Annotated in this window: 27 protein-coding genes; 6 read left to right on the plus strand and 21 right to left on the minus strand. The window is 73.6% G+C overall.

Features of this window, described 5'->3' with window-relative positions:
• Window positions 1–27: 27 nt before the first annotated feature.
• The 13 genes from ACESM1_RS12500 to ACESM1_RS12560 all read right to left on the minus strand — a co-directional run bounded on the left by ACESM1_RS12500 (window position 28) and on the right by ACESM1_RS12560 (window position 12,236).
• Complete coding sequence (locus ACESM1_RS12500) at window positions 28–1,104, minus strand: ABC transporter permease (RefSeq protein ID WP_372620509.1); 1,077 nt, start codon at window positions 1,102–1,104, stop codon at window positions 28–30.
• Between the two features lie 71 nt (window positions 1,105–1,175).
• Window positions 1,176–2,432 carry a flavin monoamine oxidase family protein gene (locus tag ACESM1_RS12505; RefSeq protein WP_372620511.1) on the minus strand — a complete coding sequence of 419 codons (1,257 nt, stop codon included), beginning with the start codon at window positions 2,430–2,432 and terminating at the stop codon, window positions 1,176–1,178.
• Window positions 2,433–2,439: 7 nt separating this feature from the next.
• A complete protein-coding gene (locus ACESM1_RS12510; RefSeq protein ID WP_372620513.1) occupies window positions 2,440–3,219 on the minus strand; it encodes a TrmH family RNA methyltransferase in 780 nt (259 codons plus the stop codon).
• Complete coding sequence (locus tag ACESM1_RS12515; protein ID WP_372620515.1) at window positions 3,216–4,334, minus strand: 2OG-Fe(II) oxygenase family protein; 1,119 nt, start codon at window positions 4,332–4,334, stop codon at window positions 3,216–3,218. The genes ACESM1_RS12510 and ACESM1_RS12515 overlap by 4 nt, the downstream gene beginning before the upstream one ends.
• 20 nt (window positions 4,335–4,354) lie before the next feature.
• On the minus strand, window positions 4,355–5,371 hold the full coding sequence (locus ACESM1_RS12520; protein ID WP_372620517.1) for an Ldh family oxidoreductase: 1,017 nt from the start codon (window positions 5,369–5,371) through the stop codon (window positions 4,355–4,357).
• Window positions 5,372–5,373: 2 nt separating this feature from the next.
• Window positions 5,374–6,348, minus strand: coding sequence for a Bug family tripartite tricarboxylate transporter substrate binding protein (locus ACESM1_RS12525; RefSeq protein ID WP_372620519.1), 975 nt, complete (start codon window positions 6,346–6,348; stop codon window positions 5,374–5,376).
• A gap of 94 nt (window positions 6,349–6,442) precedes the next feature.
• Window positions 6,443–7,351 (minus strand): methyltransferase domain-containing protein, encoded by a 909-nt coding sequence (locus ACESM1_RS12530; protein ID WP_372620520.1) that lies wholly within the window; start codon window positions 7,349–7,351, stop codon window positions 6,443–6,445.
• A gap of 45 nt (window positions 7,352–7,396) precedes the next feature.
• The gene (locus ACESM1_RS12535) at window positions 7,397–8,176 is read right to left on the minus strand and encodes an ADYC domain-containing protein (protein ID WP_372620522.1); all 780 of its coding nucleotides are present in this window, start codon (window positions 8,174–8,176) and stop codon (window positions 7,397–7,399) included.
• A gap of 99 nt (window positions 8,177–8,275) precedes the next feature.
• The gene (locus ACESM1_RS12540; RefSeq protein WP_372620524.1) at window positions 8,276–9,931 is read right to left on the minus strand and encodes a hypothetical protein; all 1,656 of its coding nucleotides are present in this window, start codon (window positions 9,929–9,931) and stop codon (window positions 8,276–8,278) included.
• A gap of 97 nt (window positions 9,932–10,028) precedes the next feature.
• Entirely contained in the window at window positions 10,029–10,571 is a 543-nt protein-coding gene (locus ACESM1_RS12545; RefSeq protein ID WP_372620525.1) for a transposase, read from the minus strand.
• 214 nt (window positions 10,572–10,785) lie between these two features.
• Complete coding sequence (locus ACESM1_RS12550; protein WP_372620527.1) at window positions 10,786–11,550, minus strand: hypothetical protein; 765 nt, start codon at window positions 11,548–11,550, stop codon at window positions 10,786–10,788.
• Between the two features lie 41 nt (window positions 11,551–11,591).
• Complete coding sequence (locus ACESM1_RS12555; RefSeq protein ID WP_372620529.1) at window positions 11,592–11,843, minus strand: hypothetical protein; 252 nt, start codon at window positions 11,841–11,843, stop codon at window positions 11,592–11,594.
• Between the two features lie 204 nt (window positions 11,844–12,047).
• Window positions 12,048–12,236, minus strand: a complete 189-nt coding sequence (locus ACESM1_RS12560) for a hypothetical protein (RefSeq protein WP_372620531.1) — start codon at window positions 12,234–12,236, stop codon at window positions 12,048–12,050.
• A gap of 158 nt (window positions 12,237–12,394) precedes the next feature.
• Between ACESM1_RS12560 and ACESM1_RS12565 the strand changes: the two genes are divergently transcribed.
• On the plus strand, window positions 12,395–12,562 hold the full coding sequence (locus tag ACESM1_RS12565) for a hypothetical protein (protein ID WP_372620532.1): 168 nt from the start codon (window positions 12,395–12,397) through the stop codon (window positions 12,560–12,562).
• Between the two features lie 171 nt (window positions 12,563–12,733).
• On the opposite strand, the gene ACESM1_RS12570 is transcribed toward ACESM1_RS12565, so the two are convergent.
• Window positions 12,734–13,909 carry a UxaA family hydrolase gene (locus ACESM1_RS12570; protein ID WP_372620533.1) on the minus strand — a complete coding sequence of 392 codons (1,176 nt, stop codon included), beginning with the start codon at window positions 13,907–13,909 and terminating at the stop codon, window positions 12,734–12,736.
• A 13-nt stretch (window positions 13,910–13,922) separates the two neighbouring features.
• Window positions 13,923–14,207, minus strand: a complete 285-nt coding sequence (locus tag ACESM1_RS12575) for a UxaA family hydrolase (RefSeq protein WP_372620535.1) — start codon at window positions 14,205–14,207, stop codon at window positions 13,923–13,925.
• A 158-nt stretch (window positions 14,208–14,365) separates the two neighbouring features.
• Here ACESM1_RS12575 and ACESM1_RS12580 point away from each other — a divergent pair, with 158 nt between their 5' ends.
• Window positions 14,366–15,232, plus strand: a complete 867-nt coding sequence (locus tag ACESM1_RS12580) for a branched-chain amino acid aminotransferase (RefSeq protein WP_372620537.1) — start codon at window positions 14,366–14,368, stop codon at window positions 15,230–15,232.
• A 247-nt stretch (window positions 15,233–15,479) separates the two neighbouring features.
• The gene (locus ACESM1_RS12585; protein ID WP_372620539.1) at window positions 15,480–15,998 is read left to right on the plus strand and encodes a YcbK family protein; all 519 of its coding nucleotides are present in this window, start codon (window positions 15,480–15,482) and stop codon (window positions 15,996–15,998) included.
• 34 nt (window positions 15,999–16,032) lie between these two features.
• Here the strand turns inward: ACESM1_RS12585 and ACESM1_RS12590 are convergent, their stop codons facing one another.
• The 6 genes from ACESM1_RS12590 to ACESM1_RS12615 all read right to left on the minus strand — a co-directional run bounded on the left by ACESM1_RS12590 (window position 16,033) and on the right by ACESM1_RS12615 (window position 22,789).
• On the minus strand, window positions 16,033–16,953 hold the full coding sequence (locus ACESM1_RS12590) for a hypothetical protein (RefSeq protein ID WP_372620540.1): 921 nt from the start codon (window positions 16,951–16,953) through the stop codon (window positions 16,033–16,035).
• A 232-nt stretch (window positions 16,954–17,185) separates the two neighbouring features.
• Window positions 17,186–17,809 carry a hypothetical protein gene (locus tag ACESM1_RS12595; RefSeq protein ID WP_372620542.1) on the minus strand — a complete coding sequence of 208 codons (624 nt, stop codon included), beginning with the start codon at window positions 17,807–17,809 and terminating at the stop codon, window positions 17,186–17,188.
• 245 nt (window positions 17,810–18,054) lie between these two features.
• Window positions 18,055–18,780, minus strand: coding sequence for a hypothetical protein (locus tag ACESM1_RS12600; RefSeq protein ID WP_372620544.1), 726 nt, complete (start codon window positions 18,778–18,780; stop codon window positions 18,055–18,057).
• A 324-nt stretch (window positions 18,781–19,104) separates the two neighbouring features.
• Window positions 19,105–19,614: a hypothetical protein gene (locus tag ACESM1_RS12605; RefSeq protein WP_372620546.1), complete on the minus strand. Its 510-nt coding sequence runs from the start codon at window positions 19,612–19,614 to the stop codon at window positions 19,105–19,107.
• A gap of 405 nt (window positions 19,615–20,019) precedes the next feature.
• On the minus strand, window positions 20,020–22,500 hold the full coding sequence (hrpB, locus tag ACESM1_RS12610) for an ATP-dependent helicase HrpB (protein WP_372620548.1): 2,481 nt from the start codon (window positions 22,498–22,500) through the stop codon (window positions 20,020–20,022).
• A 46-nt stretch (window positions 22,501–22,546) separates the two neighbouring features.
• A complete protein-coding gene (locus ACESM1_RS12615; protein ID WP_372620550.1) occupies window positions 22,547–22,789 on the minus strand; it encodes a YMGG-like glycine zipper-containing protein in 243 nt (80 codons plus the stop codon).
• Window positions 22,790–22,999: 210 nt separating this feature from the next.
• On the opposite strand from ACESM1_RS12615, the gene ACESM1_RS12620 reads away from it, so the two are divergent.
• The 3 genes from ACESM1_RS12620 to ACESM1_RS12630 all read left to right on the plus strand — a co-directional run bounded on the left by ACESM1_RS12620 (window position 23,000) and on the right by ACESM1_RS12630 (window position 26,959).
• Window positions 23,000–25,042: a protein-disulfide reductase DsbD family protein gene (locus ACESM1_RS12620; protein ID WP_372620552.1), complete on the plus strand. Its 2,043-nt coding sequence runs from the start codon at window positions 23,000–23,002 to the stop codon at window positions 25,040–25,042.
• 119 nt (window positions 25,043–25,161) lie between these two features.
• A complete protein-coding gene (locus ACESM1_RS12625; RefSeq protein ID WP_372620554.1) occupies window positions 25,162–25,587 on the plus strand; it encodes a hypothetical protein in 426 nt (141 codons plus the stop codon).
• The gene (locus ACESM1_RS12630; protein WP_372620555.1) at window positions 25,580–26,959 is read left to right on the plus strand and encodes a methyltransferase; all 1,380 of its coding nucleotides are present in this window, start codon (window positions 25,580–25,582) and stop codon (window positions 26,957–26,959) included. The genes ACESM1_RS12625 and ACESM1_RS12630 overlap by 8 nt, the downstream gene beginning before the upstream one ends.
• Window positions 26,960–26,994 lie beyond the last annotated feature (35 nt).

The raw sequence follows: 26,994 nt of genomic DNA on the forward strand, positions 1-26,994 counted from the left end.
CCACCTCGATGACGCTCGCCTCGCCGCTCAAATCCCCAGCCTTTCGTACGCCACGGCGAAGATGCCATCGAGCACGACGATGGCGACGATGCCGCCCACCACCGCGCCCGTCGCCGCATCGCCCACCGCCCGCGGCCCGCGCCCGGCGCCGAGCCCGGCATGGCAGCCGATGCCGGCGATGGCCAACCCGAACACCGCCGCCTTCAGCAGGCCGCCCAGCAGGTCGGACAGATGCAGCGTGCTGACCAGCTGCTGCTGCACCGTGGTCAGCGGGAAGCCGAACAAACCCATGATGAAGGCCATGCCCATCAGCCCCGCCAGGGTCAGCAGCAGCGAGAGCACCGGCATCACCAGCAGCCCCGCCAGCACCCGCGGCAGCACCAGCAGCGCCATCGGGTCTATCCCCATGATGCGCAGCGCCGCCACCTCCTCGTTCACGCTCATCGTGCCGAGCTCCGCGGCATAGGCGCTGCCGGTGCGCCCGGCCAGGATCACCCCGGCCAGCAGCGGCCCCAGCTCGCGCAGCAGCGAGATGCCGACCAGGTTCGGCACGAACACCTCCGCGCCGAACCGCCGCAGCGGGATCGCCGACTGGAAGGCGAGGATCACCCCCATCAGCACGCCGAGCAGCACCGTCAGCGGAAAGGCGCGGGTGCCGGCCTCGTCCAGGTGGCGCAGCGTCTCGCGGAAGCGCAGCCGCCAGGGACGCAGCAGCGTGCCCAGCAGCGTCAGCGTCAGCTCGCCGAGGAAGGCGACGGCATCGCGCACCGCCCGCCCGGCCTGCCAGGTCGCCTCGCCGATGCGGGCCACCACGGGCAGCCGCGCCTCGGGCTTCGGGCGTGGCGCGGCCCGGGCGGCCCGCACCCGGTCCAGCACCGCGACGACCGGCGGCGCGGCGCCCTCGATGCGGTTGCCCTTGCCGGCCGCCTCGGCCACCAGCAGCAGCGTCGCGCCGGTGGTGTCGAGCGCGGAAAGCCCGGCGAGATCCAGCACCGCCGGCCCGCCTGCCGCCTCCGCCATCAGCTTCGGCCAGAGCGCGGCGGCGGTGGCGGTATCGAGCCGGCCGGACAGCGTGAGCGTCTTCGCCTCCGCCGTCTGCCGCACGTCCAACCGGCCTGCGGACGGAGTTGCCGTGGCGATCATGTGGCGAACAGGTCGGTCCGTTCCCGCGCCGTTCAAGCGCAGGTGCCGAGTGCGTGACGTGCCGCCGCCTCGCCCGAGGCCCAGGCGCCGCCCACCGTGCCGGCCAGGTCCGCGTGGCAGGCCTCCCCGGCCAGGCAGAGCCGGCCGCCCGCCAGCGGCTCCGCCAGCACCGAACGCGCCCTCGCCGCGCCGATCCGCGCATGGCTGTAGACGCCGCGCGCGAAGGGATCGGCGATCCAGCCGGAAACCAGCGCCCCAGGGCGGAAGGCGTGCGGCGCATCGCTGCCCAGGCGGGCGGCGATCTCGGCGCGCACCAGCGCCTCGGCCGCGTCCGGGCCTTCGCGCTCCATCTCGGCGGCGAGCGGGCCGCCGATCCAGGCCTGCGCATGGTCGCGGCCCTGCGGCCAGAAGGTGATCGGGATCAGCTCCTCCCCCGGCGCGACCTGGCGGTCGGTCGAGGCATGGGCGGGAAGCCCGAGCCGGTCCTCGCCCACGGCGCGCAGCCCGACCTTGATCGCGGCGCCGAGCGGCAGGTCATGCGCCGCCTGCATCACCGGCTGCGGCAGCGGCGGGTCGAACCGGATGGCGGTGCCGGCGAGCAGGCTGGTCGGGATGGTGCAGACCGCGGCGGCGGCGCGCAGCGTTCCGAACGCCCCTTCCGCCACCACCTGCCCGCCCCCCCAGCGCAGCCGGGCGACGCGTGCGCCGAGCGTCACCGGGAGCCCCTCCGCCAGCCGCCCGAGCAGCGCGCCGAGCCCGCAGGCCGGCAACAGGTTGCCGCCCGAGAGCAGGTTGGCCGCGAAATCCCGCAGGCTGATCGCCGAGAGCGGCCAGGCGCTGATCACCTGGCCCTGCCAGGCGGCGACCGTCGCATCCCACGGCCCGCCGCGCGGCGCCGCCTCGGCGGCCGCGATATCGGGGCCGGGCGCCGCGGCGCGGGCGCGGATCGCCGGCTCGAAGGCGGCCTCGGCGGCGTCATACTCGGCCAGTTCCTCGGGCGTGGCGCGGCGCCGGCCGACGAAGGTGATCTCCTGCCGTAGCGCATCGCTGTCGGCCAGCGCGATGCCGAGGCCGCGCGCCAGCGGCACCAGCGGGTTGCGCTCCGCCGCGTGCAGCCAGGTGGCGCCGAGGTCGAAGGGCACGCCGAGCGTGGTGGTCTCGGTCATCGCGCGCCCGCCGACCCGCCCGCGCGCCTCCAGCACGCGCACGCTCCGCCCCGCGGCCTGCGCCGTGCGGGCGGCGGCGATACCGGCGGCGCCGGCGCCGATCACCAGCAGGTCGCACTCCATCCCGGTCTCAACCCGCCGCCGGCGGTAGCGTTTCGAGCGCGTGGATCAGCACCGCCGCGGCGGTCGAGACGTTCAGGCTCTCCACCCGGCCGGAGCCCGGCAGGGTCACGCGATGCGCGCAGGCGGCGAGGGTGGCGGGCGCCAGCCCATCCTCCTCGTTGCCCAGCACCAGCGCGAAGGGCTTCGTCCGCGGCAGGTCGGCCGGCGCCACGCCGCCCTTCGCCACCGCCGCCACCGTGGTGAAGCGCGGCGCCATCGCCCGCAACCCGACCGCCAGGCTCGTCGCGCGGTACAGCGCGAGGTGTTCGAGCCCGCCCTCCGCCGTGCGGTAGGCGGCATCCGAAAGCCCGGCCTGGCGCGGATCGCCCGAGAGCAGCATCCCCGCGCAGCCGAAGAACGCCGCCGAGCGCACGATGGCGCCGAGGTTGTGCGGATTGCCGATGCCGTCCAGCACCGGCAGCACCCGCGCGCCGAGCAGCGCCGCCGGGAAGGGCGCGGCAAGCTCCGGCACCGCGCGCGCCGCCGCCACCGCGACGATGCCGCCGTGATGCGGCGTGCCGGCGATGCGCGCGAGTTCGTCGGGCGGCACCTCCCGGTAGGGTTTGCGCGCGGCGGCGAGCAGCTTGCAGAACGGCCCCGCCTCGCGCCGGCGGGCCGGCAGGTAGAACAGGCGCAGCACCGCATCGGGCCGCGCCGCGAAGACGGCGGCCACCGCCGCCACGCCGGCGATGCGGTCGGCGTCCGGCAGGCGGGCGCCAGGTCCGTCACTCGGCCGGCCGTCGCTCACCCGGTGGCCGCCTTCTCCGGCAGCGCGTTGTTCTCGCCGAGGAACTGCGCATTCCGCTCGCGGATCTTCGCCGCCGCGTCATCGTAGAGGAAGGGTAGCGTCGCGTAGCGACGGCCCTTCGTCACCGGCCGCGCCTCGTGCAGCAGAGAGCAGGAGAACACCACCGCGCCGCCGAGCGGCGCGACATAGGTCTGCGGCCCGAACTCCGGGAAGCAGAGCGCGCCGCCTTCGTACTCGCCGGTGTTGAGGTTGATCGTCACCGCGAAGCGGCGATGCGCGGTGCCGCGCGTGGTGTTGTCGCGATGTGCCTTGAAGAACCCTTGGTCGGCGCTGTCGTAGCAGGCGACGATGTAGCGCTCGATGCGCGTGGCGTTGAACTGGAAGGCGCGGCGGATCTCCGGGATCAGCCGGGCGGTGAGGCGGGCGCGGAACTGCGATTGCAGGTCGGGATCCTCGATGAGGCAATCCTTGCGGCGCTTGTGGCCGGGATCGAGCAGGCCGACCGTCCTGCCGCCGACCTCGCGCATGAAGCCGCTCTCGTCGCCGCCCTGCTCCTCGTAGAGCGCGATCAGCCGGCGGCAGAAGCCGGGCTCGAAGATCCGAGGCACCACCAGCACCGGCGCGGTCAGGGGCACGCCGGCATGCCGCCCCGGCGGCGGCAAGGCGGCGAGGGTGGCCATCGCCTCCGCGCCCTGCTCCAGCGGCCAGACGCCGAAGACGCGCAGCATCGGGTCGAGCAGCAGCCAGCCGGGGCGCAGCGTGCCATCCTGCTCCATCGCGCGCAGCGCGCGGCGGGCGGCGCCATCATCGTCCCACAGCACGCGGCGGCCAGGACCATCCTTCAGGTTGCCGGCGGCCTCGTCGGCGGGATCGGTGCCGATCACCAGCATGAAGGCGTTGTCGGTGTCGAGGCGATGCGCGTGCGGCCCGACCATGGCGGCGAGCCGCTCGGCCTTGCCCGGCTCGCCCATCGGGCCGGGGATCAGCACCATCACCCAGCGGCCGGCGATGGTGTCGAAGGCGAAGCGGGGATTGCCCGCGGCACGGGCATGGAAGTGGGGGACCGGCTCGCCCGGCGTATAGGCGGGGGCTGGCATCCCTGCGGCCTCGCGCATCGTTTCCGAAGCGCGCAGCTTTACCTGGCCGGCGGCGGGGCGCAAAGCGCGCGCAGCGTGCCGGCCAGCGCATCCGGGATCTCGATCCCGTGATCCTCGGCGCGGGCGGCGAGCGCCGCGCGGCGGCTGCCGGGCAGCCGCACGCCGGGATCGGCCTGCATGGCGGCGAGCAGGACCTCCAGCCGGTCGAGGAAGGCCTCGCGCCCGGCCAGCGCGCCCGGGTCGATCGCCAGGATCGCCTGGCCGAGCCGCGGGCGGTTGCCTTGCTCCTCGAAGAAGCTGTCGGCCTCGAAGCCGAAGGCCGCACCGGTCAGCGCGCAGCAGAGCAGTTCCACCACCAGCGCCAGCAGCGCGCCCTTGGTGCCGCCCATCGCCAGCATCGCGCCGGAGAGCGCCGCCTTCGCGTCGGTGGTCGGGTTGCCCTCCGCATCCAGCGCCCAGCCTTCGGGGATCGGCTTCCCCTCCTTGGCGGCGACCATGATCTTCCCGCGCGCCACCTCGCTGAGCGCCATGTCGATCACCAGCGGGTCGGCCTCACGCCGCGGGAAGGCGGCGGCGACCGGGTTGGTGCCCATCAGCGGCCGGCGCCCGCCGGGCACCGGCATCGCCGCCGGCGAGTTGGTGAAGGCGAGCGCCACGAAGCCGCGCCGCGCGAGTTCGGCGACGGGCAGGCCCATCGCGCCGGAATGGTGGCTGTTGGTGATGCCGAGGAAGGCGACACCATGCGCCGCCGCGCGCGAGGCCGCCTCCTCCACCGCCAGCGCGACGGCGGGATAGGCGAGGCCATGCCGTGCATCCACCAGCGCCGCGCCGCCACGCTCTGCCACCACCGCGGGCTCGGCCGCGCCATCGGCGCGGCCGTTCCTCAGGAAGGCGCAGTACTGCGCCACGCGGGAGAGGCCGTGGCCGGACTGGCCCTCGGCCTCGGCCGCCACCAGCGCGGCGGCGGTGAACGCCGCCATGCGCGGGCCGGCCCCCGCCGCCGCGAGCGCGGCGCGGGCGAGGGCCTCGGCCTCGGCGAGGGTCAGCCTCGGCACCTCTACCCCTCAGACCTGATGCCGGCTTCGCGCACCAGGGTCGCCCAGCGCTCGGTTTCCGCCGCGACGAATTGCTGCGAGCGCGCAGCCTCCCAGCCGAGCACCTGGAAGCCGGCCTCCTGGCCCTTGCGGGTGGTCTCCGCATCGCGGATGGAGGTCAGGATGTCGCGCTCCAGCTTCGCGCGGATGGGCGCGGGCACGGCGGCATTGGTCATCACCGCGGTCCAGTTGGTGATCTCGAGCTCCGGCTTGCCGAGTTCACGCGCCGTCGGCACCTCGGGCACCAGCGGGTGGCGCTCGGCGGAGGTGATCGCCAGCGGACGCAGCCGGCCGCCGCGGATCTGCGCCAGGCATTCCGGCAGGTTCGAGACCATGACGTCGATGTTGCCGGCGGCGAGGTCGGTGACGCTCGGCGCGCCGCCGCGATAGGGCACGTGCACCAGGTTGTCGCCCGCACCGGCCGTGCGGCGCAGCAGCTCGAGCCCGAGATGCGGCGGCGAGCCGTTGCCGGAGCTGGCACCGCTCATCTGCCGGGTGCGCACCTGCTCGAGCAGGGTGGAGAGGTCGCGCGCGGGGTTCTTCTCCGCGTTCACCACCACGACGAGCGGCAGCGAGCCGAGCAGCGAGAGCGTGGTGAAGTCGCGGCGGAAATCGTAGGGCGCGTTGGGGAAGAGGGTGGCGTTCACCGTGTGCGTCATGGTGATGGCCAGCAGCGTGTGGCCATCCGGCTGCGCCTTGGCAGCGACATCGGCGCCGATGATCCCGCTGTTGCCCGCGCGGTTCTCGATGACCACCGGCTTGCCGATGACCTCGGTGAGCCTCTGCGCGACGATCCGCGCCATGATGTCGGTCAGGCCGGCCGGCGGGAAGGGCACGATGTAGCGCAGGTTGCGGTCGGGGAAGCTGCCCTGCGCGCGGGCCAGGCCCGGCATGGCAAGCGCGGCGGCAAGGCCGAGCGCGGTGCGGCGTTGGATCATGGACGACTCCCTTGGGATTTGCATTGCCCGCAGAGTGCCGCGGGCCGGCCATCGCCGGCAACCCATGGGCTCGGATGCCGTCCCGGACGGCGTGTCAGCCGGGCCGCGCCTCGAGCTCGGCGTGGCAGATGCGGTTGTCCTCCGCGCGGCGGCGGAGCGCCGGATGCACGCCGCGCGGTGGCAGCGGCGGCTCCTCCCACACCAGGCGGTGCGGCGCCTCGGCCGTGAAGCCGGCGCGGGCGAACAGCTCCAGCATCTCGCTGAGGCCGAGGCGGTTGTTGTAGAGGGCGGCGCGGTCCACCGCCCGGCTCTCCCAGAAGTCCGGCGAGAAGCCGAGCTGACGCAGCGCGCCGCCGAGATGGTCGTGGAAGTCCACGCCGTGCAGCCCGACGCCGTCCGGCGCGGTCACCCGGCGCAACGCCGCGAGCAGCGGCACCATCGCCTCGCGCCGCACATGTTCCAGCACGACCTCGGAGAACACCAGGTCCACCGAGCCGGCCGGCAGCGCCGCCAGCAGCTCCGGCCCGCCAAGCAGCAGGCGTGCGCCGCAGGCCGCCAGCACATCCTCCCGCGTCGCGCAGCCGGAGAGATCGGGCGGCGTGAGCCCGGCCGCGCGCGCCGCCTCGGCCGCCATCCGGTAGGGCGCGAGGTCCTGCGGCGCGTCGTCCTCCACATCGAGGTAGAGGATCGGCCCCAGGCCGAGCGCGGCGGCGATCGGAGCGCGGCGGACCATCGCACCCGGCCCGATCTCCAGCACGCTGCGCGGCGCGCGGCCCATCAGGGTGGTGGCGCGCGCCACCGCCTTGGCCAGCGGCGGCACCAGGCGGCGGGCTTCGGAGGCGGAGAAGGAATGGCGGCGCAGGCCAAGCGCCCGCCAAGCCCGCGCCGGCACCGGCAGGGTGCCGATCGCCAGCTTGACGCCGAACTTGACCCACCACGGCACCGGGGCGCCGGCGGCGAAGCCGGGCGGGACAGGACGTTCTCGAAACGAGACAGCGCTCATGATTTGAGCGTGTATCACCAATCCGTGAGTGGATTGTCAACCTCATCATCTCAGCGAGCGGTTGAACACCAGCGCCCCGAGGGCGGCCGCCCGCGCCTCATCGCAGGCCTCGATGCCGGCCCGGCCGATCAGCCGCGGGGCGTGGCGGAGGATTTCGGACAAGCTGCCATTCTCCGGGCTGCGCGGATGCGCGAGGCAGACCGCACCCTCCTCCGACCAGCCGGCCTCGAAGGCGTGGGCGGGGTCGTTGGCGGAGGCCTGGATGCCGGCGCGGTCGTAGATGTCCACCGGCGCCGCGTCCCGGCTGAAGGCGCGCTCATCACCGCCATAGGCCGCGCGCAGCAGGTGCACGCAGGCGGCGTGGAACGGCGCCAGCGGCCGGCCATCCGCCAGCCGTGCCCAGGGCCGATAGCCGAGCCGGATGCACCTGCCGTTGCCGCCGGCCGAGCAGGTGAAGGCGAAGCCGCCTGGCTCGGTCGGCAGCACCAGGGCCAGGCGCTCGCCGTTCGCGTCGGCGGTGCAGAACTCCGCCCATTCGCCGCCGGGCTCGCGCGCCAGCAGGCGGAACAGCCAGACATCGCCGGCGAAGCTGCCGGGCGCGACGCCGGGCACCTGCTCGTCACGCCGGACCTCGTCGAGCCGCAGTTCCAGCGCGTCGAAGCGCAGTACCGCGCCGGCCAGATCGGCGCCGCGCAGCACGCCGCCATCCGCCAGCTCGGCCCGCAGATCGCCGCCTTCCGCCGCCAGGCCAAGCAGGCGCTGCGGCGTCTCGGCCCTGGCGCCGGCGAGGGCGAAGAGCAGCAGGAGGGCGGGAAGAAGGCGCATGTTCCGGCGAATCGCTCCGCGAATGCCGGATCATGTCGCTTTGCGACCAGGCGCGATAGCAAGCGGCCTCGCCCTTCGCGCCGGTTTCGCGCGGTGGCATCAGACCAGCTTCTTCGCCACCAGCGCGCCGCGGATCGCGCCGGTCGCGGCCGCCACCAGCTCGTCGCGCTTCCACCACCAGTAGCCCCGCGCGGCGATGCGTCCGAAGGTGCCGAGCGGCGCGCCGCGCAGCAGGTCCTTCGCCACGGCATCCATGCGCGCGCGGATCGGCGCGGCCAGCGTCGCCGGATCCAGCCTGCCCACCGGCCAGCGCGGCAGCGCCTCCTCCGCCGTGCAATCGCCCAGCAGCGGGATCACCGGCAGGTGGCCCGGCTTGACCTGCGCCAGCATCGCGCCGGCAGGGCGGATCGCGGCCTCGGCGAACAGCGGGTTTTCCGCCGGCAGCGCCAGGTGGCGGCCGAGGAAGCGCTGCATGTTGCGCCGGCCGAGCGCGAAATCATGCGCGCGGAACTCGCGGTGGAAGAAGCCGAGGAAGGCGCCGAGCCCGCCGGCCGCCAGCGGCGCGCCGGAGGCCTCGTCGGCGCCGCCGCGCGAGGGCACCAGCATCATCCGGCTGTAGACGTCCGGCGCGCCGGCGAGCGCCACATCCACCGCGCCGAAGCGGCATTGCATCTTCCACGCCTCGGTCAGCGCGATGGCCAGCGCATGCAGCGGGGTGGCGGGGTCGGAGGGGCCGTCGGCCGGCGTGTCGGGGAAGGGATCGAGCATCAGCACGCTGCGGTCGGCGAAGCGGCCGTCGCGGACGAAGCGCTGGCCGGGCAGGTCCATCATGTGCCGCCGGCAGAGCGCCAGCGGCTCGTTGTCGAAGACCCCGCCATCCACGCACAGATGGTCGTAGCGCCCGGGCGCCTCGCCGCCCGGCCAGTCCGGCAGCATGCCGGTGACCAGCGCCTCGCGATGGGCGGAGAGCGGGTGGCCGTCGCCGGGGATCTCGACCTCGCGCTTGGCGTAGTCGGCGCCGGGGCGCGTGAGCGCGCGGGCGCGCAGCGCCAGCGGGAAGGCGCCGCTGGCCAGCGCCGCCTGGCCCAGCCGCTTCCAGTTCCCCGCGCCGCTGCCGGAGGGCGGGGCGAGCGGCACCAGGTCGCGGTGCCGGCTGCCGTCGCCGAGCACGAAGCCGGCGGAATCGGCGTGCATGCGCATCTTGTGCGAGGGCGTGCCCTCGCCGCCGAAGCCCATGCCGTAGGGCACGCCGCGGAGGTTGCCGACCGAGAGCGACAGCGGCAGCGACTCGGCCACCCAGGGGCGGCGGATGGGCTCGCCCGGCGCGTCCAGCACGCCGTCCACGATCTGCTGCAGGGCGGTGACGTTGAGCAGCGACAGCACCGGCCCGGCATCCGCCCCGCGATCGGCGGTGTCGAGCAGCTTGGCGATGTCCGGCCCCTCGACCCAGGCCTGCCAGAGCGGGTTGGCGGCGCGCGAGGCGGCGTCGCGCGCCGGCGGGAAGCGGCGGTGCAGCAGGGCAGCGAGGATCGCGGCGCACATGCCGCCCGCGCTGGCGCCGGACAATGCGCGCAGCTTCAAGCGGTGGCTCGGCACCGCCTCGCCGCGGGCGCGGGCCGCTTCCCAGGTGTCGAGCGCCTCGATCAGGAAGTCGAGCGCGCCGGCGGTATAGGCGCCGGCCGAGACGGCGCCGGCCATGCAGAGGCCGAGCTGGAAGGTGCCCGGCTCCGACGTGGGGTTGGGGGATGTGGTCATGCGCGCCTCCCGCCCTGGCTGTGGGCGGGCAGGCTACCGCGCGCGCCGGCCGCGGCGGAAGCGCTGGCTGCACGGGCGGGCACTGCGGCGGGGCGGATCACGACCGGGCCGGTGCGTCCGTCAGCCGCCAGGCATGGCGGCGGCCCATCGCCTCGTGGTGCAGCGCGGCGAGGAAGCCGAGCAGGATCGGGCCGGCGCCGCGGACATGCGCGGCGAGGCGTTTGGCGAATTCGGACAAATAGGGCTTCGGCAGGTCCTCCGGCGCGCAGGGCAGCGCGGAGGCCAGGCCGAGGCGGCGGGCGAGCATGAGTTGCGCCATGCTGGCCAGCCGCGCGACGCGGCGCCAGGCGCGGGCGATGCGCCAGGCGAGCGGGGCGAGCTCGGCCGCGGCCAGCGGATGCGGCGAGATCGCCACCAGCAGCCGGTCCAGCAGCCCGGCCTCGAGATGGCGGCGCAGCGCGCGATGGGCGGTGTCGGCGCGGCCGAGCTCGGCGGGGAGGTGGTGCCAGGCGCCATGCGAGCAGGCGACCCAGAAGATGGCGTTCCACAGCCGGCGCGGATCGGCGGGCGGGCGGCCGGGGCGGCACTGGTCAGCGTGGGTGACGAGGGGGGCGAGGGCGTCCCACTCGGCGTCGGTCATGGGGGACCAGGCGTGGCGGGGGGTGTGGCGGAGGGGGTAGATCGACGGGGGGCGCATCTGGGGCCTCGCGACGGGCGTTCGGCGAGGAGTGTGCGCGAGGGGGCGGGACAGGTCAAGGAATATATGCCCAGGACTGGCTGGCGTAGCGGGACGCGGTGTCGGCCTGTCTCGACCCGCCTGCGCCCGGCTGCCCGGCCGACAGCCCGCTCCCGGTCTATCTGCCACCTCGCTGTTCCGTGCCGCGCGCGAGCACATTCCAGACGGCCAGCGCGCCGGAGTAGAGCCAGAGCAGCGGCAGGGCTGCCTCGACCCGCGCCCAGTCCGGGTTGGCTACCCAGCGGGCGATGAGGATGTCCGGCGCCATCGCCAGCCCCGCCTCGGCCAGCGCCTGGCGCACCGCGGCTTGCCGAAGCCGGTCCGGCAGCAGCTTGAGCACGCCGCCCGAGGGCGCCCAGGGGCGGGCTGGCGCCTCGTCCAGGTCCTGCACCACCACGAGCCGCACCGGATCGGCCTGCGACCAGCCTGAGCCGAGGACCGGCGCGACCAGAAAGGTGCCGCGCTCCGTCACCGGCGGCCCGCGGCGGTTGCGCTGATCGGTCGGGCGATGGGTGCTGCTCGCGTTGACGATCCGCTGCAAGGCGGCATCGGGGGCCGCATCGGCCAGGCGGAAGCCGGCGGCGAGACCGTTCCCCAGCGCTGCCTCCAACGTCGTGGTCGGCACCGGGCCGAGGACGCGCGCATCCAGCATGCCGAGCGAGGCGAAGGGCACCGCCATCATCAGCAGCGCCCCGGCCGCGAGACGCCAAGGCGCGCCGCCCGACCAGACCAGCGCAACGCCGAAGCCCGGGACCAGCGCCGCCAGGAACAGCAGCGCCAGCAGGAAGCCGTCGCCCAGCATCGGCTCGAGCGCGACCTGCAGCAGGATGGGCAGGGCCAGGGCCAGCGCGCCGGCGAGGATGCCCTTCGCCGTGCTGCCCATCGGCGCCACGCGCGCCCAAGCCGGGGCTGGCGGGCCCCCGCTCAGCGGCAGCTGCAGGCGTCGCCGACGTCCTTGCGGAGGTTGCTGCGCACCCATGTCACGCCGTCAGGCTGGAAGTCGAAGCTCGGGCCGATCACGCAGATCCGGGCGTGGCCGAGCCGCGACTGCAACTGCTGCATGGTCGAGCGCTCCACGACGATGCGCTCGTTCGCGCAATACACCGTCGCGGGCGTGGACTGCGCCAATGCCGGCGAGGCAAGCGCGGCGAGGACGAGGGCGGCACGCAGCGTCATCGGGCGGAGACCCTGGCGGGTGTTACGGGTGGATGGTCGCTTGTCCTGCATGCCTGCGCAAGCAGTCGTGGTTGGATTGGGCGGCGGTCGGCGAGTTGGGCACCTGCATGACCCGTCGCGCAGCATGGGTGGGACCGGTGGCGGCCCATCGCAGATATCGCGGTACGCATTCGGCGACGTTGTCGTGGCACGCCGACGCAGCCCTCACCGCCCCGGCGGCAGGATGAAGGGCATCTGCGCCAGCGCCTCGGCCATCCAGGCGAGCGGCACCTGGAAGTCGGGCGTGGGCGGCGCGGCGGCAAGCTCGCCGGAGCGGGCGGAGGGCAGCGCGGCGACCAGGGCGAAGAGGCAGCCGAGGAAGGCGAAGAGGACGAAGACGACCTTGCGGTTCATGGCGGGTTCTCCTGCGGAACCGGGCGGTGTCGTGCCGCCCGTGTCCGCAGGATGCACACGGCGGGTTTCGCTGCCGCTGCGCGCCCGTTGCCGTACCGCTTCGTGCGTCGCGCCGAGGCAATACTGGTGCGGCGCCGGCCGAGGTCGGGCAAGGCGCCTTGCAGGCGGAGGTCGCCGCCTCGCCGCGCATGGAGTTGCTGCGGCGCGATGCGGAAGGCAACCGGCCAGCCGAGCCGCTGCCGGTGACTGAGGGCGCGCTGGCGCCGGAGAGCATCGGCTTCGGCGTGGAACTGGCGGAGATCTACCGGATGGTGGGCGGCCGGTGATCGTCACCGAGGGCGCGCGGGCGCTGGAAAACATCGTGTTCAGGGCGCCAGTCGCGGCGCTCTATCCGATGGGGGTGAGCGAGTAGGGGTGCGCGGGCCCGGACCCCGGCCCGCATTTGGCGTCCCACCCCCCGCTCTCGCGGGAGGTGGGAGAAGGAAGGGCGCGGGTGGTCAGGCGCTCTCGTAGATGCGCGTGAGGCTGTATTCGCGGTGGCCGAGGATCTCGGCGGCCGTGTGCTGGCCGTCGGCGGTGCGCTGGATGCTCTCGAGCAGCGCATCGCCGGCCTGGTCCATGTTCATCCGCTTCTGCAGCAGGCCGGTCACGTCCACGTCGATGTGCTCGCTCATCGTGCGCATCGTCCGCGGATTGGCGGTCAGCTTGATCACCGGCAGGATCGGGTTGCCGATGACGTTGCCCTGGCCGGTCGGGAAGGTGTGCACCGCGAAGCCGGAGGCCGCGCAGAGCGTCACCATCTCGGCCGCGGCGGACGAGGAATCCATGAACCACAGGCCCGGATGGGTCGGCATCTCCGCCTTGTCGAGCACGCCGTCCACCGTGCACTTGCGGCCGATCTTCTGGATGTTGCCGAGCGCCTTCTCCTCGATGGTGGTCAGCCCACCCTCGATGTTGCCCTTGGTCGGCTGCGATTCCGAAAGGTCGGAGGTCTTGTTGGCGTCGATCAGGCGCTGGTAGCGGTCGAACATCGCCATGAACTGGTCGGCGATCTCGGGCGTGCGGCAGCGCTTGGCGACCAGGTGCTCGCCGCCGGTGATCTCGCTGGTCTCGCCGAAGACCAGCGTGTTGCCGTTCTCCCAGAGCTTGTCGAAAGAATCACCCACGGTCGGGCAGGAGGCGAGGCCCGAGGTGGTGTCGCTCTCGCCGCACTTGGTGCTGACCCAGAGCTCGGAGAGCGGCGCGCGGGTCTTCTTCAGGCTGGTGGCGTGGCGGACCATGCGCATCGCGGCGCGCGAGGCGGAGGCGATGGTGGCGATGTCGCCGTTCTGCTCGATCGAGAAGGCCTCGACCGGCTTGCCGGTGGCGGCGATGCCCTCGGCGACCTTGGCGGCCCAGCCGGGCTCGATGCAGATCACCACCACGGCGGCAACGTTCGGGTTGCAGCCGGTGCCGATGATGGTGCGGAAGTGCAGGTCGAGGTCGGCGCCGAACTGCAGCCGGCCATAGGCATGCGGGATCGCCAGCGTGCCCTGGATGTTGCGCGCGACACCCTCGGCGGCGGCGTTGGAGATGTCGTCAACCGGCAGGATCAGGACGTGGTTGCGCACGCCCATCCGGCCGTTCTCGCGGCGCCAGCCCTCGAAGGAGGCGCCCTTCACATCGAATGCCATCTCGGCGTTCCCCTTACCAGCGCTTGGTCTTGACGTTGTGGACGTGCAGATGCTCGCCGGCGCCGATGTCCTTCACCGCCTTGCCGATGTCCACGCCGTATTTCATGATCGTCTCGCCGGACTTGATCGGCTTGATCGCCAGCTTGTGGCCGATCGGGATGTCCGACTTGGCGTCGAACTCGATCATCTTGTCCTGGTCCATGATCCAGCCATTGAGGCGGGTGCCGGACTTCAGGCCCTCCACCACCACCACGCCTACGCTGTCGCCCTCGTCATGGACGACGAAATGGATCGTCATCTCCGCTTCCTTCCCCCGGATGTCGCAAGGGCGCGCAAACTAGGCCGGCCGGCGGCGCCTGGGAATATGCCGGCCTGCGCCTTTGCCGCGCCCCCCGGCTTGCGGGACCGGGGCCGGTGGGGGAAAGCTGCCGGCGAGGGATGAAGAGGGCGCGAGCGATGGCTGGGGTGTTCTGGTACGGCGGGCAGTGGATGACCGAGGAGCCGAAGCTCACCGGGCCGATGGACCATGCCTTCTGGCTCGGCTCGGTGATCTTCGACGGCGGTCGCAGCATCAAGGGGGTGGCGCCGGACCTCGACCGGCACTCGGCCCGCTGCGTCGAGAGCGCGCGGAAGATGCTGATGAAGCCGACCATGACGGCGCAGCAGATCGAGGAGCTGTGCCGCGAGGGCATCAGGCGGATGGGGCCGGAGGCCACGCTCTACGTCCGGCCGATGTTCTTCGTGCGCAAGGGTCTCGGCGCGGCGCGGCCGGATGCGGACAGCACCGATTTCGTGCTGGCGATCTATGACAGCCCGCTGCCGGGCTTCACCGGCTTCTCGGCCTGCCTCGCACCCTTCCGCCGGCCGGCGCCGGACCAGGCGCCGACCGATGCCAAGGCCTCCGCATTGTATCCGAACGGCGCGCGGGCGACCGCCTGGGCGGTGGAGCGCGGCTTCGAGAATGCGGTGATCTGCGATGCGATCGGCAATGTCGCGGAATTCGCCTCGGCCAACCTGATGTTCGCCAAGGACGGCGTGGTGATCACCCCGATCCCGAACGGCACCTTCCTCAACGGCATCACCCGCCAGCGCGTGCTGGCGCTGCTGCGCGAAGCCGGGGTGCCCGTGGAGGAGCGGACGGTGCGGCCGGAGGAGCTGGAGACGGCGGACGAGATCTTCTCCACCGGCAACTACGCCAAGGTGCAGCCCTGCACCAACTACGGCGGGCGCGCCCTGCAGCCGGGCCCCTTCGCCCGCAAGGCGCGGGAGCTCTACTTCGACTGGGCCGAGGCGAACTGGCGGATCCTGCCGAAGGCTGGCTGATGCCGTCCTCGCGAAATGCTGACGCATTTCGCCCTCGATCGCCGGCGCCGGCGCCGCCCGCTTGGCTGCGCGCCACCTGGCGCGGCGGCCATTCGGCCGCTCGGCCCGCGTCATGCCAAGGGCATGCTCTCCGACGCGGGCCGCAGGTCGGAGCTTCGCGAGGCGGCTGACACAGCCGCACCATTCCTTACGGCGGGCGGCTCTCGCGGCCGTTGCGCGGGCGTTCGGGCCGCGTCAATGCTGCGGCATGGCATTCGGGCGACGCAGCATCCTGATCGCCGCCGCCGCGCTCGGCTCGGGCCGGGCGCGCGCGGCGGCCATTGCGCCGGAGCGCTTCCTCTGGATGCAGAACGCCGCCGGCGAGGAGGTGGCCGTCGCCTTCCGCGCCGGCGAGGAGTACATCCCCGCCGCGATCGCACGCCTTCGCCACCTGCTGCGCGACGTCCATGCCGGCGTCGAAGGCCCCATGCCGCCGCTGCTGCTCGACATGCTCTCCGTGCTGCAGGAGGGGTGGGACTATTCGCGGCCGATCATCGTGCGCTCGGGCTACCGTACGCCGCTGTCCAACGCCGCGATCGAGGGCGCGGCGCGGCGTAGCCTGCACCTGCATGGCCAGGCGGTGGACATGGCGGTGCCGGGGATCTCGGCGGACGAGCTTGGCACCCGGGCAGCGGGGCTGGCGCGCCGGCTCGGCTTCATGGGGGTGGGCGCCTATCCGAGCTTCGTCCACCTGGACATCGGCCCTCAGCGCGTCTGGACGCGCTGACGCCACCGGGCGGCGCCAGCGCGGGAGGCACGCCTCAGCGGCCGCTGGACTGGCCGCTGCCGCCCTGCATGTCCCAGAGGTTGCGGCCGGGCGCGACATCGTCCTCGCCGCGCAACACGAGGCGCGCCTCGAGCAGCGCAAGCTGCGCCTGCTGCCGGTTGCCGGCCTGCACCGCCCGCTGCGCCTGCATGAGCAGACGTTCGAGCGCCTGCTCCTCCCGCAGGGAGCGGGAGCGGGTGGCGTCGGCGGCCCGGTCGAGCGCACCGAGCGCACCCGGCTGGTCGTCGCGCTGCAAGGCCTGGCGAGCCTCGTCCACGGCGCGGCGGGCCTCGCCGAGCTGCGCATCCTGGCGCTGGCGCTCGATCATCAGGATCACAAGAGCGGGGCTCCCGCCGCCCATGCCCTGCATCATGCCCTGGCCGCCCATGCCCTGGTCGCCCATGCCCTGCATCATGCCTGACATGTCATGCGGCATGCCGCCCATGCCGGGTCCCATGCCCTGGCCGCCCATGCCCTGCATCATGCCTGACATGTCGCGCGGCATGCTGCCCATGCCGGATCCCATGCCCTGGCCGCCCATGCCCTGCATCATGCCTGACATGTCGCGCGGCATGCTGCCCATGCCGGATCCCATGCCCTGGCCGCCCATGCCCTGCATCATGCCTGACATGTCGCGCGGCATGCTGCCCATGCCGGGTCCCATGCCCTGGCCGCCCATGCCCTGCTGCATGCCCGTCTGCGGGCCCGTTCGGTCGCTCCAGGGGGGCGCACCGCCCGGGCCGCGGTCCTGGGACTGGCCGTATTGCTGGCCGCGCCAGCCGCGCTCACTCTCCATGCCGTTGCCCGGCCGTTCAAGGCCTGGGCGCTGCCAGCCCTGCGCCTGCGCGCCGCCAGCCAGAACCGTTCCCAGACCGAGCACGAACGCCGTGCCCAGCAGCGTAACCCTGCCGTTCATCCTGCCTTCTCCTTGTCGTTGATCAACTGCGCACAGAGCATGTTCCGTTCACATGCTTTCACGCCGAATGCCCTGACTTGTCGCCTGCGGAGCGGATTCAATTCAGGCCTCCGGGTGGTGCCGCCCCGCGGCAATCTGCTCCAGCCGCCGACGCGCCCGCGATCCGCGGGAGCGCCCGCCCGGGCGTCCCGCGGTGCCCGCGCCGGCGGGCCGTCATGTGGCTGGATGCGGCTCAGCGCCGCCAATTGCCCTGCGGGCCGCCCCAGCCCTGCGCGCCGCCGAAGCGCTCCTGGTCGGAGCCGGTGCCCCAATCCTCGCCGCGGCCCCAGTTCTCACCACGGCCCCAGTTCTGGCCGCTGCCCCAGTTCTGGCCGCTGCCCCAGTTGTTGTCGCCTTGGCCGTACTGCTGCGGGCCGCGCTGGTTCCAGTTGCGCTGGTTGCCCTGGCCGAAGCGCTGGTCGTCCTGGCCCCAGCCATACTGCTCGCGCTGGTTCCAGCCCCGCTGGTTGCCCTGGCCGAAGCGCTGGTCGTCCTGGCCCCAGCCATACTGCTCGCGCTGGTTCCAGCTCCGCTGGTTGCCCTGGCCGAAGCGCTGGTCGTCCTGGCCCCAGCCATACTGCTCGCGCTGGTTCCAGCCGCGCTGGTTGCCCTGCCGCGAGCCTTGCTGGTCGCGCCAGGGCTGGTTCCAGCCGCGATCCTGGCCGAACATCTGGCCCTGCTGCCCGTAGCCCTGGCCGTATTGCTGGCCGTAGCGGTACTGGTCGCTGCCCTGCGCCATGGCCCCGGCCAGGGGCAGCGCGACGCCGATCGCCAGCGCCATCGCTGCGGGAAGATGCAGCCGGTTTCTCAACCTCATATGGGCGTCTCCTGATATGCCTGTTGCCGTGGGGCGATGCCGCACGGGTCGGCCGGTTTCGCCACCCGCAGGCAGCAACCGCCAGAGGTCGAACAGGAGGCGGTCGGCCGGGTTCCTTGCGTGGCCGCGCCGGGCGGCCAGGGTGGAGCCGAGCAACAGGGCGCATGGGGGCTCCGCCGGCATCAGTCGAGCACCGGCGCCGCCGGCATTATGGCGCGGGGCGGCGCCCGCGCGGGAAGCACGCCTCAGCGGCCGCCGGACTGGCCGCCGGCGCCCTGCATGTCCCAGAGGTTGCGGCCGGGCGCGACATCATCCTCGCCGCGCAGCACGAGGCGCGCTTCGAGCAGCGCGAGCTGCGCCTGCTGCCGGTTGCCCTGCTGCACCGCCCGCTGCGCCTGCTGGAGCAGGCGCTCCAGCGCCGCCTCCTGCCGGACGGAGAGCATCCGCGTGGCACCTTCCGCCCGGTCGAGCGCGCCGAGCGCACCGGGCTGGTCGTCGCGCTGCAGTGCCTGGCGTGCCTCGCCGACCGCACGGCGCGCCTCCTCGAGCCGGGCCTGCTGGCGGTCGCGCTCGATCATCAGCAGCAGCACGTTGGGGCCATCGCCGGCCATGCGGCCGCCCATGCCCCCCTCGCCGCGTCCCTGGCGCATGCGCTCCTGCATCCGGGCCATGTCCTCTTCCGAGTCGCGATACCAGGGGAGCGCGCCGCCCATGCCCATGCGGCCGCGCCAATCCTCGCCGGAGGGCGTGCCCGGGCCGAAGCTCCGGTCCTCCCGCCAGCGCTGGTTCCAGCCGCGATCACCGCCGAACACCTGGCCCTGCTGGCTGGGCGGCACGTCCGAGCCGTAGTCGGGGAAGGAGGGGATGCCGCCGCGGCCCTGCGCCCCGGCCTGCGCCAGGGGCATGGCGACCAAGCCGCAGGCCAGGGCCGCGGTGGGCAGCAGAAGCCACAGCTTGCCGCTTGTCTTCATCTGGACGTCTCCCGGATCCGGTGTCGCGCGGACGCTGCCAGGGGCGTTGCCCGCCCCCGGCAACCGCCCCAACAGGGCGACCCGGGCCCGGTTCCCGGGCGGTGCGCCGGCCGGGATGTCCGCCGGCGGGATGGCCAGTCGCCGGCATGCGGTTGCCCGCATGCTGGCGTCCGGCGGTTGGCGTGCCCGCTTCCGGCGGGCACGTCCGGGCGTGTCGGGGACCAAGCCGTGGTCGGTGCGGACCACCGCCTCGAACATGGTCTGGCCGCCGGCCTTGCACGCATGGTCCACGCCGCAGGTGATGCCACCCTCGGCGACCAGGCTTCAGGCGATCAGGTTGACCTCGCTGGCCGCCATGGCCGAGGCGGTGGCGCTTCCCTGGTCGGCGTCGTCATCCGACGCGGACCAGGGCTCGCCGGTGGCGAGCCAGCTGTCGAGATCGCCCCAGCTGCCGGTTTCCTCGTAGTAGGCGAGAACCTGCGCGCCGAGCGCCGCCCAGTCGATGTCGCCGTTGTCGCCGTTGTCACCATCGGCGGAAGCGGGCCAGGGCTTGCCGGTGGCGAGCCAACTGTCGAGATCGCCCCAGCTTCCGGTCTCCTCATAGTAGGCGAGGACCTGCGCACCGAGCGCGTCCCAGTCGATGTCGCCGCCGTGATCGCCGTGATGGCCGTGGTGATGGCCGTGGTGGCCGTCGTGATGACCGTCATGGCCGCCATCATGGCCGTCGTGATGGTGCCCGGCGGCATCCATGGCGCCGTCGCCATTGTCATCCACGGATGGGTCGGCGCCGTCTTGGCGAAGCACTTCCTGTTGCTCGTCGAGGTGGCCTGGCATGCTTCAAATGTCTCCTGGCGCTGTCTTGAAATCAGAGCAGGCCATTCCCCGACCTGCCCCGCATGGGAGAAGATACGACGGGGCCATGATGCTGAAATCAACGCTGCAAGATTTTACCGTAGTTCTGATCCGGTGCGAGCATGATGGCCCAGCTGTATTGCTTCCTGCACAAAAATGACTGTGTAATGTTCATGACTGCTGTTGATCGGATGGACAATGATTATGGTCTGCACCGAACCGGATTGCGCCTGACGTCGCGCGCGGCTCATAACCGGCTTGCGAAGAGCTGACGCACTTCGCCCTCAGGCGCCGGCGCTTCACTTGGCTCGCCGCACTTGCGGCGGGCCGCATTCGCGGCCTCGGCCAGCTTCGCTGGCCGCAGGTAAGAACTGCACATGCCGGGGATCAGGCGCCCTCGCGCCAGGGTTCCTCCGGCCAGGCGTGCTTCGGGTAGCGGCCGCGCATGTCCTTGCGGGCGTCGCGCCAGCCGCCGCGCCAGAACTCGGCGAGGTTGCCGGTGATCGCGATGGGCCGGCCGGCCGGCGAGAGCAGCGCGACCTGCAATGGCACGCGGCCCTCGGCCAGAGGCGGGAGGGATTCCATGCCGAACAGGTGCTGCGCGCGGGCTTCCAGCGTCGGCACCTCGCGGTCGTATTCCACCGCGGCGGAACGGCCGCCGGGCAGGTCGATCCGCGCCGGCAGGGCGGCGTCGAGGCGCTTCTGCCGCTCCCAGGGCAGCAGGTTGCGCAGGATCGAAACCAGGTCGAGCGCCTTGGCCTCGGCCAGCTTGGCGCGGCCATGCAGGTGCGGCGCGAGCCATTCCTCCACGCTCGCGGCCAGCGCGGCGTCGGAGAGGTCGGGCCAGGGCTCGCCCTCCACCTGCCGCATCCAGCGCAGGCGCGCACGGGTCTGCTTCGCGGCCGCGGTCCAGTCGAGGTCGCGGAAGTCGCGCTCCGCCACGGCGCGGGCCAGCGCGGCGGCGACGGTGGCGGGGTCGGGCGCCGGCAGGATGTGCTCCTCCAGCACCAGCGGGCCGAACATGCGGCGGCGGCGGGCCAGCACGGCGCCGGCGCGGGCATCGAAGCTGGCGCCGGTTTCCCAGCGCAGGCGCTCGGGGAAGCGGGCTTCCAGCACGGCGAGGTCGAGCGGGGCGGCCATGCGGATGCGCGCCTCGGTGCCTTGCAACTCGAGGTCGGCGACGGCGAGCAGCGGCGCCTTGGCGAGCGGGTCGTTGGCGGCGAGGCGCGCGCCTTGTCCCCCGGCGGAGCCGGAAGCACCAACTCCGGCGAGGCGAAAGGCGCCGTCCATGGTGCCGCGCTTGGCCGCGATGCGGTCGGGGAAGCCGGCGGCGAGTAAAGGGCCGGCCTCCCCGCAGGGCAGCGCGGTGCCGTGCAGCTTCAGGCGGCGCCGGTGCAGCGCGGCGGCGCGGCGGATGCGGTGGATCGTCGCCCGGTCGGCTTGCGGATGATCCGCGCCGTGCAGCAGTTCGAGGCGCGCGTTGATGTCGGCCGGCTGGTCGCGGCCGCGGATCGGATCGCGTTCCTCCAGCAGCGCGGCGAGGTCGGCGGCGAGCGCCTTCTCGCCGTCATCCGCTGCCGCCAGCAGCATCCGCGCGAGGCGGGGATGCGTGCCCATCCGCGCCATGCCGCGGCCCATCGGCGTGATGCGGCCCTCGGCGTCGAGCGCATCCAGCTCCCGCAGCAGGGCGCGGCCGGCGGCGAGCGCGCCGGCGGGCGGTGGGTCGAGGAAGGCGAGATCGGACGGGGCAGCGCCCCAGGCGGCGAGGTCCAGCGCCAGGCCGGAGAGTTCCGCCTCCAGGATCTCCGGCCGGTCGGCCGGCGCCAGGCCGCGATGCAGCGCCTCGGTCCAGAGGCGGATCGCCACCCCCGGCGCGGTGCGGCCGGCGCGGCCGGCGCGCTGCTCGGCGGCGGCCTTGCTGATGCGGAGGGTGACCAGCCGCGAGAGGCCCGAGGCGGGGTCGAGCCGCGGCGCCCGGCGGAAGCCGCCATCCACCACGATGCGCACGCCGGGGACGGTGAGCGAGGTCTCGGCGATGGAGGTCGCCAGCACCACCTTGCGGCGGCCCTGCGGATCGGGGTTCAGGGCGCGGTCCTGCTCGGCGGGCGGGAGTTCGCCATGCAGCGGGATCACCTCCGCGGCGATGCCGGCGAGGCGCTCCGCGGTGCGGCGGATCTCGCCCCAGCCGGGGAGGAAGGCGAGCACGTCGCCGGGGTGCTGGTTCAGCGCGGCACGGATGGCGGCGGCCATCGCTTCCGGCAGGTCGCGGGCGTCGGCGAGGTCACGGGCGCGGTGCTCCACCTGCACCGGGAAGGCGCGGCCGAGGGACTCCACCACCGGCGCATCGCCCAGCACGGCGGCGAAGCGGGCGATGTCGAGGGTGGCGGACATCGCCAGAAGTCTCAGTTCGGGGCGCAGCGCGCGTTGCAGGTCGAGGCAGAGGGCGAGCGCCAGGTCGGTGTCGAGGTTTCTTTCGTGCGCCTCGTCGAAGAACACGGCGGCGACGCCATCCAGACCGGGATCGGATTGCAGGCGGCGCACCAGCAGCCCCTCGGTGATGACCTCGACGCGGGTGCGGTCGGAGACGGCGCGGTCGAGGCGGGTGGCCAGGCCGATGGTGCCGCCCGGCGCCGCCTCGCCGAGCAGTTCGGACATGCGGCGCGCGGCGGCGCGCGCGGCGACGCGGCGGGGTTCGAGGACGAGGACGCGGCCGTGATGCGCCCAGGGCTCGTCCATCAGCGCGAGGGGGGCGAGCGTGGTCTTGCCGGCGCCGGGAGGCGCGACCAGCACCGCATTGGAGCCCGCGCGCAACGACGCGGTCAGGCGCGGCAGCGCCTCGGAGACGGGAAGCTCGGGCAGCGGCGGCATCGGGGCGGGATAGCGCCTCCCGGCCCCGCGCGGAACGCCGCGGCGGTCAGCCCTGGTCGAACAGGTAGCCGCCCGCCGCCCCGGCACCGGCGCCGATCAGCGCCCCCAAGCCGAAATCGCCGCTCAGCGAGCCGAGCAGGCCGCCGGTGGCAGCGCCAAGCGCGGCCGGCGCGACGATGTTCTCGGAGGTCGGGCTGGGCAGCGGCCCCTCGCGGCGAGCGCAGGCGCCGAGCGTCAAGACGCCGGCAGCCCAGGCCGGCGGCGGCACGGTGGTCCGCAGGTTGCGCATCGTGGTGCCTCCCTTCAACGCCGGGCCGCGCGACGCGCATCCAACCCGGTGCAATGCTCCTGGTTGCCGCCCTGAGCCGCCGCGCGAATCACGCGGCAGTGCGGCCCGGCCGGCCTGCGGGGGCTGTCATGTGCCGGCAGGGACGCATCACCGCCGAAGCGCCCCTTGCCTCCGGCCGCCGGTGTCCCGTTCTATGCGAGCATGTGGCGGATGGCGCTTCTCCTCCTCGGCCTCGGCGTCACGCCCGCCCTTGCGGCGGAGAGCGAGGCTGTCCGCTCGCCGCGTGCGGTCGCCACGCTGGCCTCGGACATGGCCGCCGTGGCGCCGGGCGAGAGCTTCCGGGCCGGGCTGCGGCTGCAACTCGCGCCCGGCTGGCATTCCTACTGGCGCAATGCGGGGGATGCGGGAGCGCCGACCGAGATCGCTCTGACGCTGCCGGAAGGCGCGGCCGCCGGGCCGATCGCCTGGCCGGCGCCGGAGCGGATCGAATACGGGCCGCTGGTCAATTTCGGCTACAAGGGCGAGGTCCTGCTGCCGATCGAGGTCCGGGTGCCGGCCAGCGCCGCGCCGGGCGACACCTTCGCGCTGCGCGCCGAGGCCACATGGCTGGTCTGCGCCGAGGTCTGCATCCCGGAGGAGGGCAGCTTCACCCTGAGCCTGCCGGTCGCCGACCAGGCCCTGCCCTCCCCCACCACGGGCGCGCTGTTCGAGGCGACCGCGGCACGCCTGCCCCGCGCCGCGCCCTGGCGGGCGAGCGCCGGCGCGACCGGCCGGCAGGCGAGCCTGACCCTCGCCGGGCCGGGGCTGGCGCCGGCGCTGGTGCAGCAGGCGTTCTTCTTCCCCCACGAGTCGGGCGTGATCGAGAATACCGCGCCGCAGCCGCTCTCCTGGCGGGGCGATGCGATGGTGCTCGGGATTACGCTGGCGGAGGGCGCGACGCCGGAAGCGCTCTCCGGCACCGTGGTGCTGCGCGATGCGGGCGGGCAGCGGCCGGCCTTCGAGGTTTCGGCGCCGGTGGCTGGGCCGGCGGTGGGCGCAGCGGGGCTGGGCTTCGTGCAGGCGGTGCTGTTCGCGCTGCTCGGCGGGCTGATCCTCAACCTGATGCCCTGCGTCTTCCCCGTTCTGGCGATGAAGGCGATGGCGCTGGCGCGGCTGTCAGGCGAGGCGCGGGGGCAGGTGCGGCTGCATGCGGCGGGCTATACCGCCGGCGTGCTGGCGACCTTCGGCGTGATCGGCGGCGGCATGGTGGCGCTGCGGGCCGGCGGCAGCGCGATCGGCTGGGGCTTCCAGTTCACCGAGCCGGCCTTCGTCGCCGCCATGGCTTGGCTGATGCTGGCGGTGGCGCTGAACCTGATGGGCGTCTTCGCCATGGGGCGACCGGTCGGCGCCGGGCAGGCGCTCGCCTCGCGCGGCGGGCCGGCCGGGGCCTTCTTCACCGGGGCGCTGGCGGTCGTCCTCGCCACACCCTGCACCGCGCCCTTCATGGCGGCGGCACTGGGGGCTGCGATGGCGATGCCGCCGGCGATGACGCTCGGCGTGTTCCTCGCACTCGGGCTGGGGCTGGCGGCGCCCTATGCGTTGCTCGGCGTGTTCCCCGGCTTGGCGCGGGCGCTGCCGCGGCCGGGGGCGTGGATGGAACGGCTGCGGCAGGGGCTGGCCTTCCCGATGCTCGCGGCGGCCGCCTGGCTGGTCTGGGTGCTGGCGCAGCAATCGGGGCCGGATGGCGTGCTCTGGGCGTTGGCGGGCGGCGTGCTGCTGGCGGCGGGGCTCTGGGCGCTCGGGCTGGCGCAGCGTGCCGGGATCGGCCGCGGCGCGATCGCCGGCCGGGCGGCGGCGGGGCTGGCCGTGCTGGCGGCGCTCGCCCTGCTGCCGCGGCTCGCCGCGATGCCGGCGGCGGCGGCCGACCCCGGCCCGGGGGCCGAGCCCTGGTCCGCCGCCCGGGTCGAGGCCTTGCGGGCGGAGGGGCGGCCGGTCTTCGTCAATGCCACCGCGGCCTGGTGCATCACCTGCCAGGTGAATGAGCGCATTGCGCTGAGAAGCGCGTCCGTGCAGGACGCCTTCGCGGCGCGCAACCTCGCCTATCTCAAGGCCGACTGGACGCGCGGCGATCCCGCCATCGGTGCGCTGCTGCGCGCGCACGGGCGGGAGGGGGTGCCGCTCTATCTCTACTGGGCGCCGGGCGCCACCGAGCCGCTGGTGCTGCCGCAGCTGCTGACCGAAGGCATCGTGCTCGGGGCACTCGGCGGACCGTAGCAGGCCGGACAGGTTGGCCCGCCCATGCCGGCCCATGCGACCCCCTCTCGAATTTCGTGATTTGTATCGTTTCGCGCCTCGGTGCAAACTGCGCCGGTTCGTTCCACGGGAGGGACCACATGTCGGAAGTCATCAGCGATCCGGGCATCATACCGATCAAGGAGCCTGGCTTCGGATCTGGCGTCTTCGCCAAGCTCGAATTGGGCCACTGGGACGAGGTCGCGCTGAAGTTCGAGGGCGACCGGCAGGAACTCCTTGCCCTGGCGGACTCGATCTCCGGCCTGTTCGACAACGAATTCGACTTCAAGTTCGTCACCGAGAACAGCCCGGTGGTCACCTTCATCAAGTTCGAGCCGATCGATGCATTCGGCGATGGCTCCGTGCTGCCGCAGGAGATCGAATCCCTGGCGGGGGAATTCAGGCTGGAGGGGTCGCTCGACATCAAGTTCGACGGCCTGAAATTCTATGAGGTCAAGCTGTTCGACGTGGCGACCATCGAACAGTCGCCGCCGCTGGTGACCGGCGTGGACGACCTGCTTGGCTGATACGGGCGAGGCGGGCTGGGCGGGCGGCTATCCGGTTGACCGGAGCTACGCGCCGAACCTCCAGCCCGATCTTGCGCCGGACCACCTGGATCTGGTGACGCTGGCCTGCGGGCGGCTTCCGCCCGCGGCGGGCGGGCGGTTCCGATATCTCGAGCTGGGCTGCGGCTTCGGCGTGGGGTTGGCGGCGCTCGCGGCGGTCAATCCGCACGGCCACTTCGCCGGGCTCGACTTCCTGCCCGAGCACATCGCCTCCGCCAGCCGGCTGCGGGACGAGGCGGGGCTCGGCAACCTCGACCTGGTCGAGACCGATTTCGAGAGCTTCGCGGCGGAGGACGGGCCGCGCTTCGACTACATCGTGCTGCACGGCGTCTTCACCTGGATCTCGCCCCGCAACCGCGCCGCGGTGGTGGAGATCCTGCGCAGGCGGGTCGCCCCGGGTGGGCTGGTCTATGTCGGCTGCAACGCCATGCCGGCCTGGGCAGCGCTGGCACCGGGGCGCCGCATCCTCCGCGACATGCTCGCCGCCGGGCGCGGGGAGCCGGCCGCGGTCCGGGCGACGCTGGCCCGCTGGATCGAGACGGATGGCAGCGCCGCCGCACGCGCCTTCTGGAGCCGGATGGAGGGGCTGCCGGACGCCTACCTCCTGCATGAGTTCGGCGCCGAGCATGGCGACGCGCTGTGGAGCGTGGAGCTGGATGCGGCGATGGCGCCGGCCAAGCTGTCGCGCGTCGGCTCGACGCGGCTGCAGCACACGATGGACGCGCTGCGCTTCGACGAGGCGCAGCGCGAGCGGCTGAAGGCGGCCGAGGCCGAAGGCTGGGGCACGACGGCGCGCGACCTGCTGGCCAATGCCAGCTTCCATCACGCGGTCTTCGCCCGCGGCGCCCCGCGCGCAAGCGAGGCGCAGACCGCCCGGCTGCTTGGTGCGCGCCTGGTCGCCGCCGCGCCGCCGCCCCCACCCGACCGCCCACGTCGCCGCCCGCTCTCCGGCGGCATCGAGGAGGCGCTGGCCGCCGCACTCGGCGGCGGGCGGCGCGCGGTGGCGGCGCTGGCGGATGAACTGGCGGCAAGGATCGGGCTCACCCCGCGTAAGGCCCTGCAGGCGATCATCCTGGCGCTGGCCACCGAGCGGCTGGTTTCGCTCCGCGACGACGCCGCGACCCACGCCGCGGCGGACGGCGCGGAGCGCTTCAACGCCGTGGCGCGGCGGCGGCTTGAGGAGGGCGCGCCGCTGCCAGGGCTTGCTTCGGCGCGGCTCGGCGGCGCGGTGGCGGTGCCGCGGCGCTGGCAGGCGATGGTGCTGGGGATGGAGCCGCCGGACGCCGAGGCGCTGGCGGCGCTCGGTCCGCTCGGGCTTCTGGAGCCGCATTGACGGCTGAGGCCGGTGGCGCGGGGCTGTCGGGCTTG

It is taken from the genome of Falsiroseomonas sp., assembly GCF_041690465.1.
GTDB lineage: Bacteria > Pseudomonadota > Alphaproteobacteria > Acetobacterales > Acetobacteraceae > Falsiroseomonas.

Coding starts and splice junctions, on each gene's coding strand:
- ACESM1_RS12505 (WP_372620511.1), bottom strand. CDS start 2,432: ATGGAGTGCGACCTGCTGGTGATCGGCGCCGGCGCCGCCGGTATCGCC.
- ACESM1_RS12515 (WP_372620515.1), bottom strand. CDS start 4,334: ATGCGCGAGGCCGCAGGGATGCCAGCCCCCGCCTATACGCCGGGCGAG.
- ACESM1_RS12525 (WP_372620519.1), bottom strand. CDS start 6,348: ATGATCCAACGCCGCACCGCGCTCGGCCTTGCCGCCGCGCTTGCCATG.
- ACESM1_RS12530 (WP_372620520.1), bottom strand. CDS start 7,351: ATGAGCGCTGTCTCGTTTCGAGAACGTCCTGTCCCGCCCGGCTTCGCC.
- ACESM1_RS12535 (WP_372620522.1), bottom strand. CDS start 8,176: ATGCGCCTTCTTCCCGCCCTCCTGCTGCTCTTCGCCCTCGCCGGCGCC.
- ACESM1_RS12540 (WP_372620524.1), bottom strand. CDS start 9,931: ATGACCACATCCCCCAACCCCACGTCGGAGCCGGGCACCTTCCAGCTC.
- ACESM1_RS12545 (WP_372620525.1), bottom strand. CDS start 10,571: ATGACCGACGCCGAGTGGGACGCCCTCGCCCCCCTCGTCACCCACGCT.
- ACESM1_RS12550 (WP_372620527.1), bottom strand. CDS start 11,550: ATGGGCAGCACGGCGAAGGGCATCCTCGCCGGCGCGCTGGCCCTGGCC.
- ACESM1_RS12555 (WP_372620529.1), bottom strand. CDS start 11,843: ATGACGCTGCGTGCCGCCCTCGTCCTCGCCGCGCTTGCCTCGCCGGCA.
- ACESM1_RS12560 (WP_372620531.1), bottom strand. CDS start 12,236: ATGAACCGCAAGGTCGTCTTCGTCCTCTTCGCCTTCCTCGGCTGCCTC.
- ACESM1_RS12570 (WP_372620533.1), bottom strand. CDS start 13,909: ATGGCATTCGATGTGAAGGGCGCCTCCTTCGAGGGCTGGCGCCGCGAG.
- ACESM1_RS12575 (WP_372620535.1), bottom strand. CDS start 14,207: ATGACGATCCATTTCGTCGTCCATGACGAGGGCGACAGCGTAGGCGTG.
- ACESM1_RS12580 (WP_372620537.1), top strand. CDS start 14,366: ATGGCTGGGGTGTTCTGGTACGGCGGGCAGTGGATGACCGAGGAGCCG.
- ACESM1_RS12585 (WP_372620539.1), top strand. CDS start 15,480: ATGGCATTCGGGCGACGCAGCATCCTGATCGCCGCCGCCGCGCTCGGC.
- ACESM1_RS12590 (WP_372620540.1), bottom strand. CDS start 16,953: ATGAACGGCAGGGTTACGCTGCTGGGCACGGCGTTCGTGCTCGGTCTG.
- ACESM1_RS12595 (WP_372620542.1), bottom strand. CDS start 17,809: ATGAGGTTGAGAAACCGGCTGCATCTTCCCGCAGCGATGGCGCTGGCG.
- ACESM1_RS12600 (WP_372620544.1), bottom strand. CDS start 18,780: ATGAAGACAAGCGGCAAGCTGTGGCTTCTGCTGCCCACCGCGGCCCTG.
- ACESM1_RS12605 (WP_372620546.1), bottom strand. CDS start 19,614: ATGCCAGGCCACCTCGACGAGCAACAGGAAGTGCTTCGCCAAGACGGC.
- hrpB (WP_372620548.1), bottom strand. CDS start 22,500: ATGCCGCCGCTGCCCGAGCTTCCCGTCTCCGAGGCGCTGCCGCGCCTG.
- ACESM1_RS12615 (WP_372620550.1), bottom strand. CDS start 22,789: ATGCGCAACCTGCGGACCACCGTGCCGCCGCCGGCCTGGGCTGCCGGC.
- ACESM1_RS12620 (WP_372620552.1), top strand. CDS start 23,000: ATGGCGCTTCTCCTCCTCGGCCTCGGCGTCACGCCCGCCCTTGCGGCG.
- ACESM1_RS12625 (WP_372620554.1), top strand. CDS start 25,162: ATGTCGGAAGTCATCAGCGATCCGGGCATCATACCGATCAAGGAGCCT.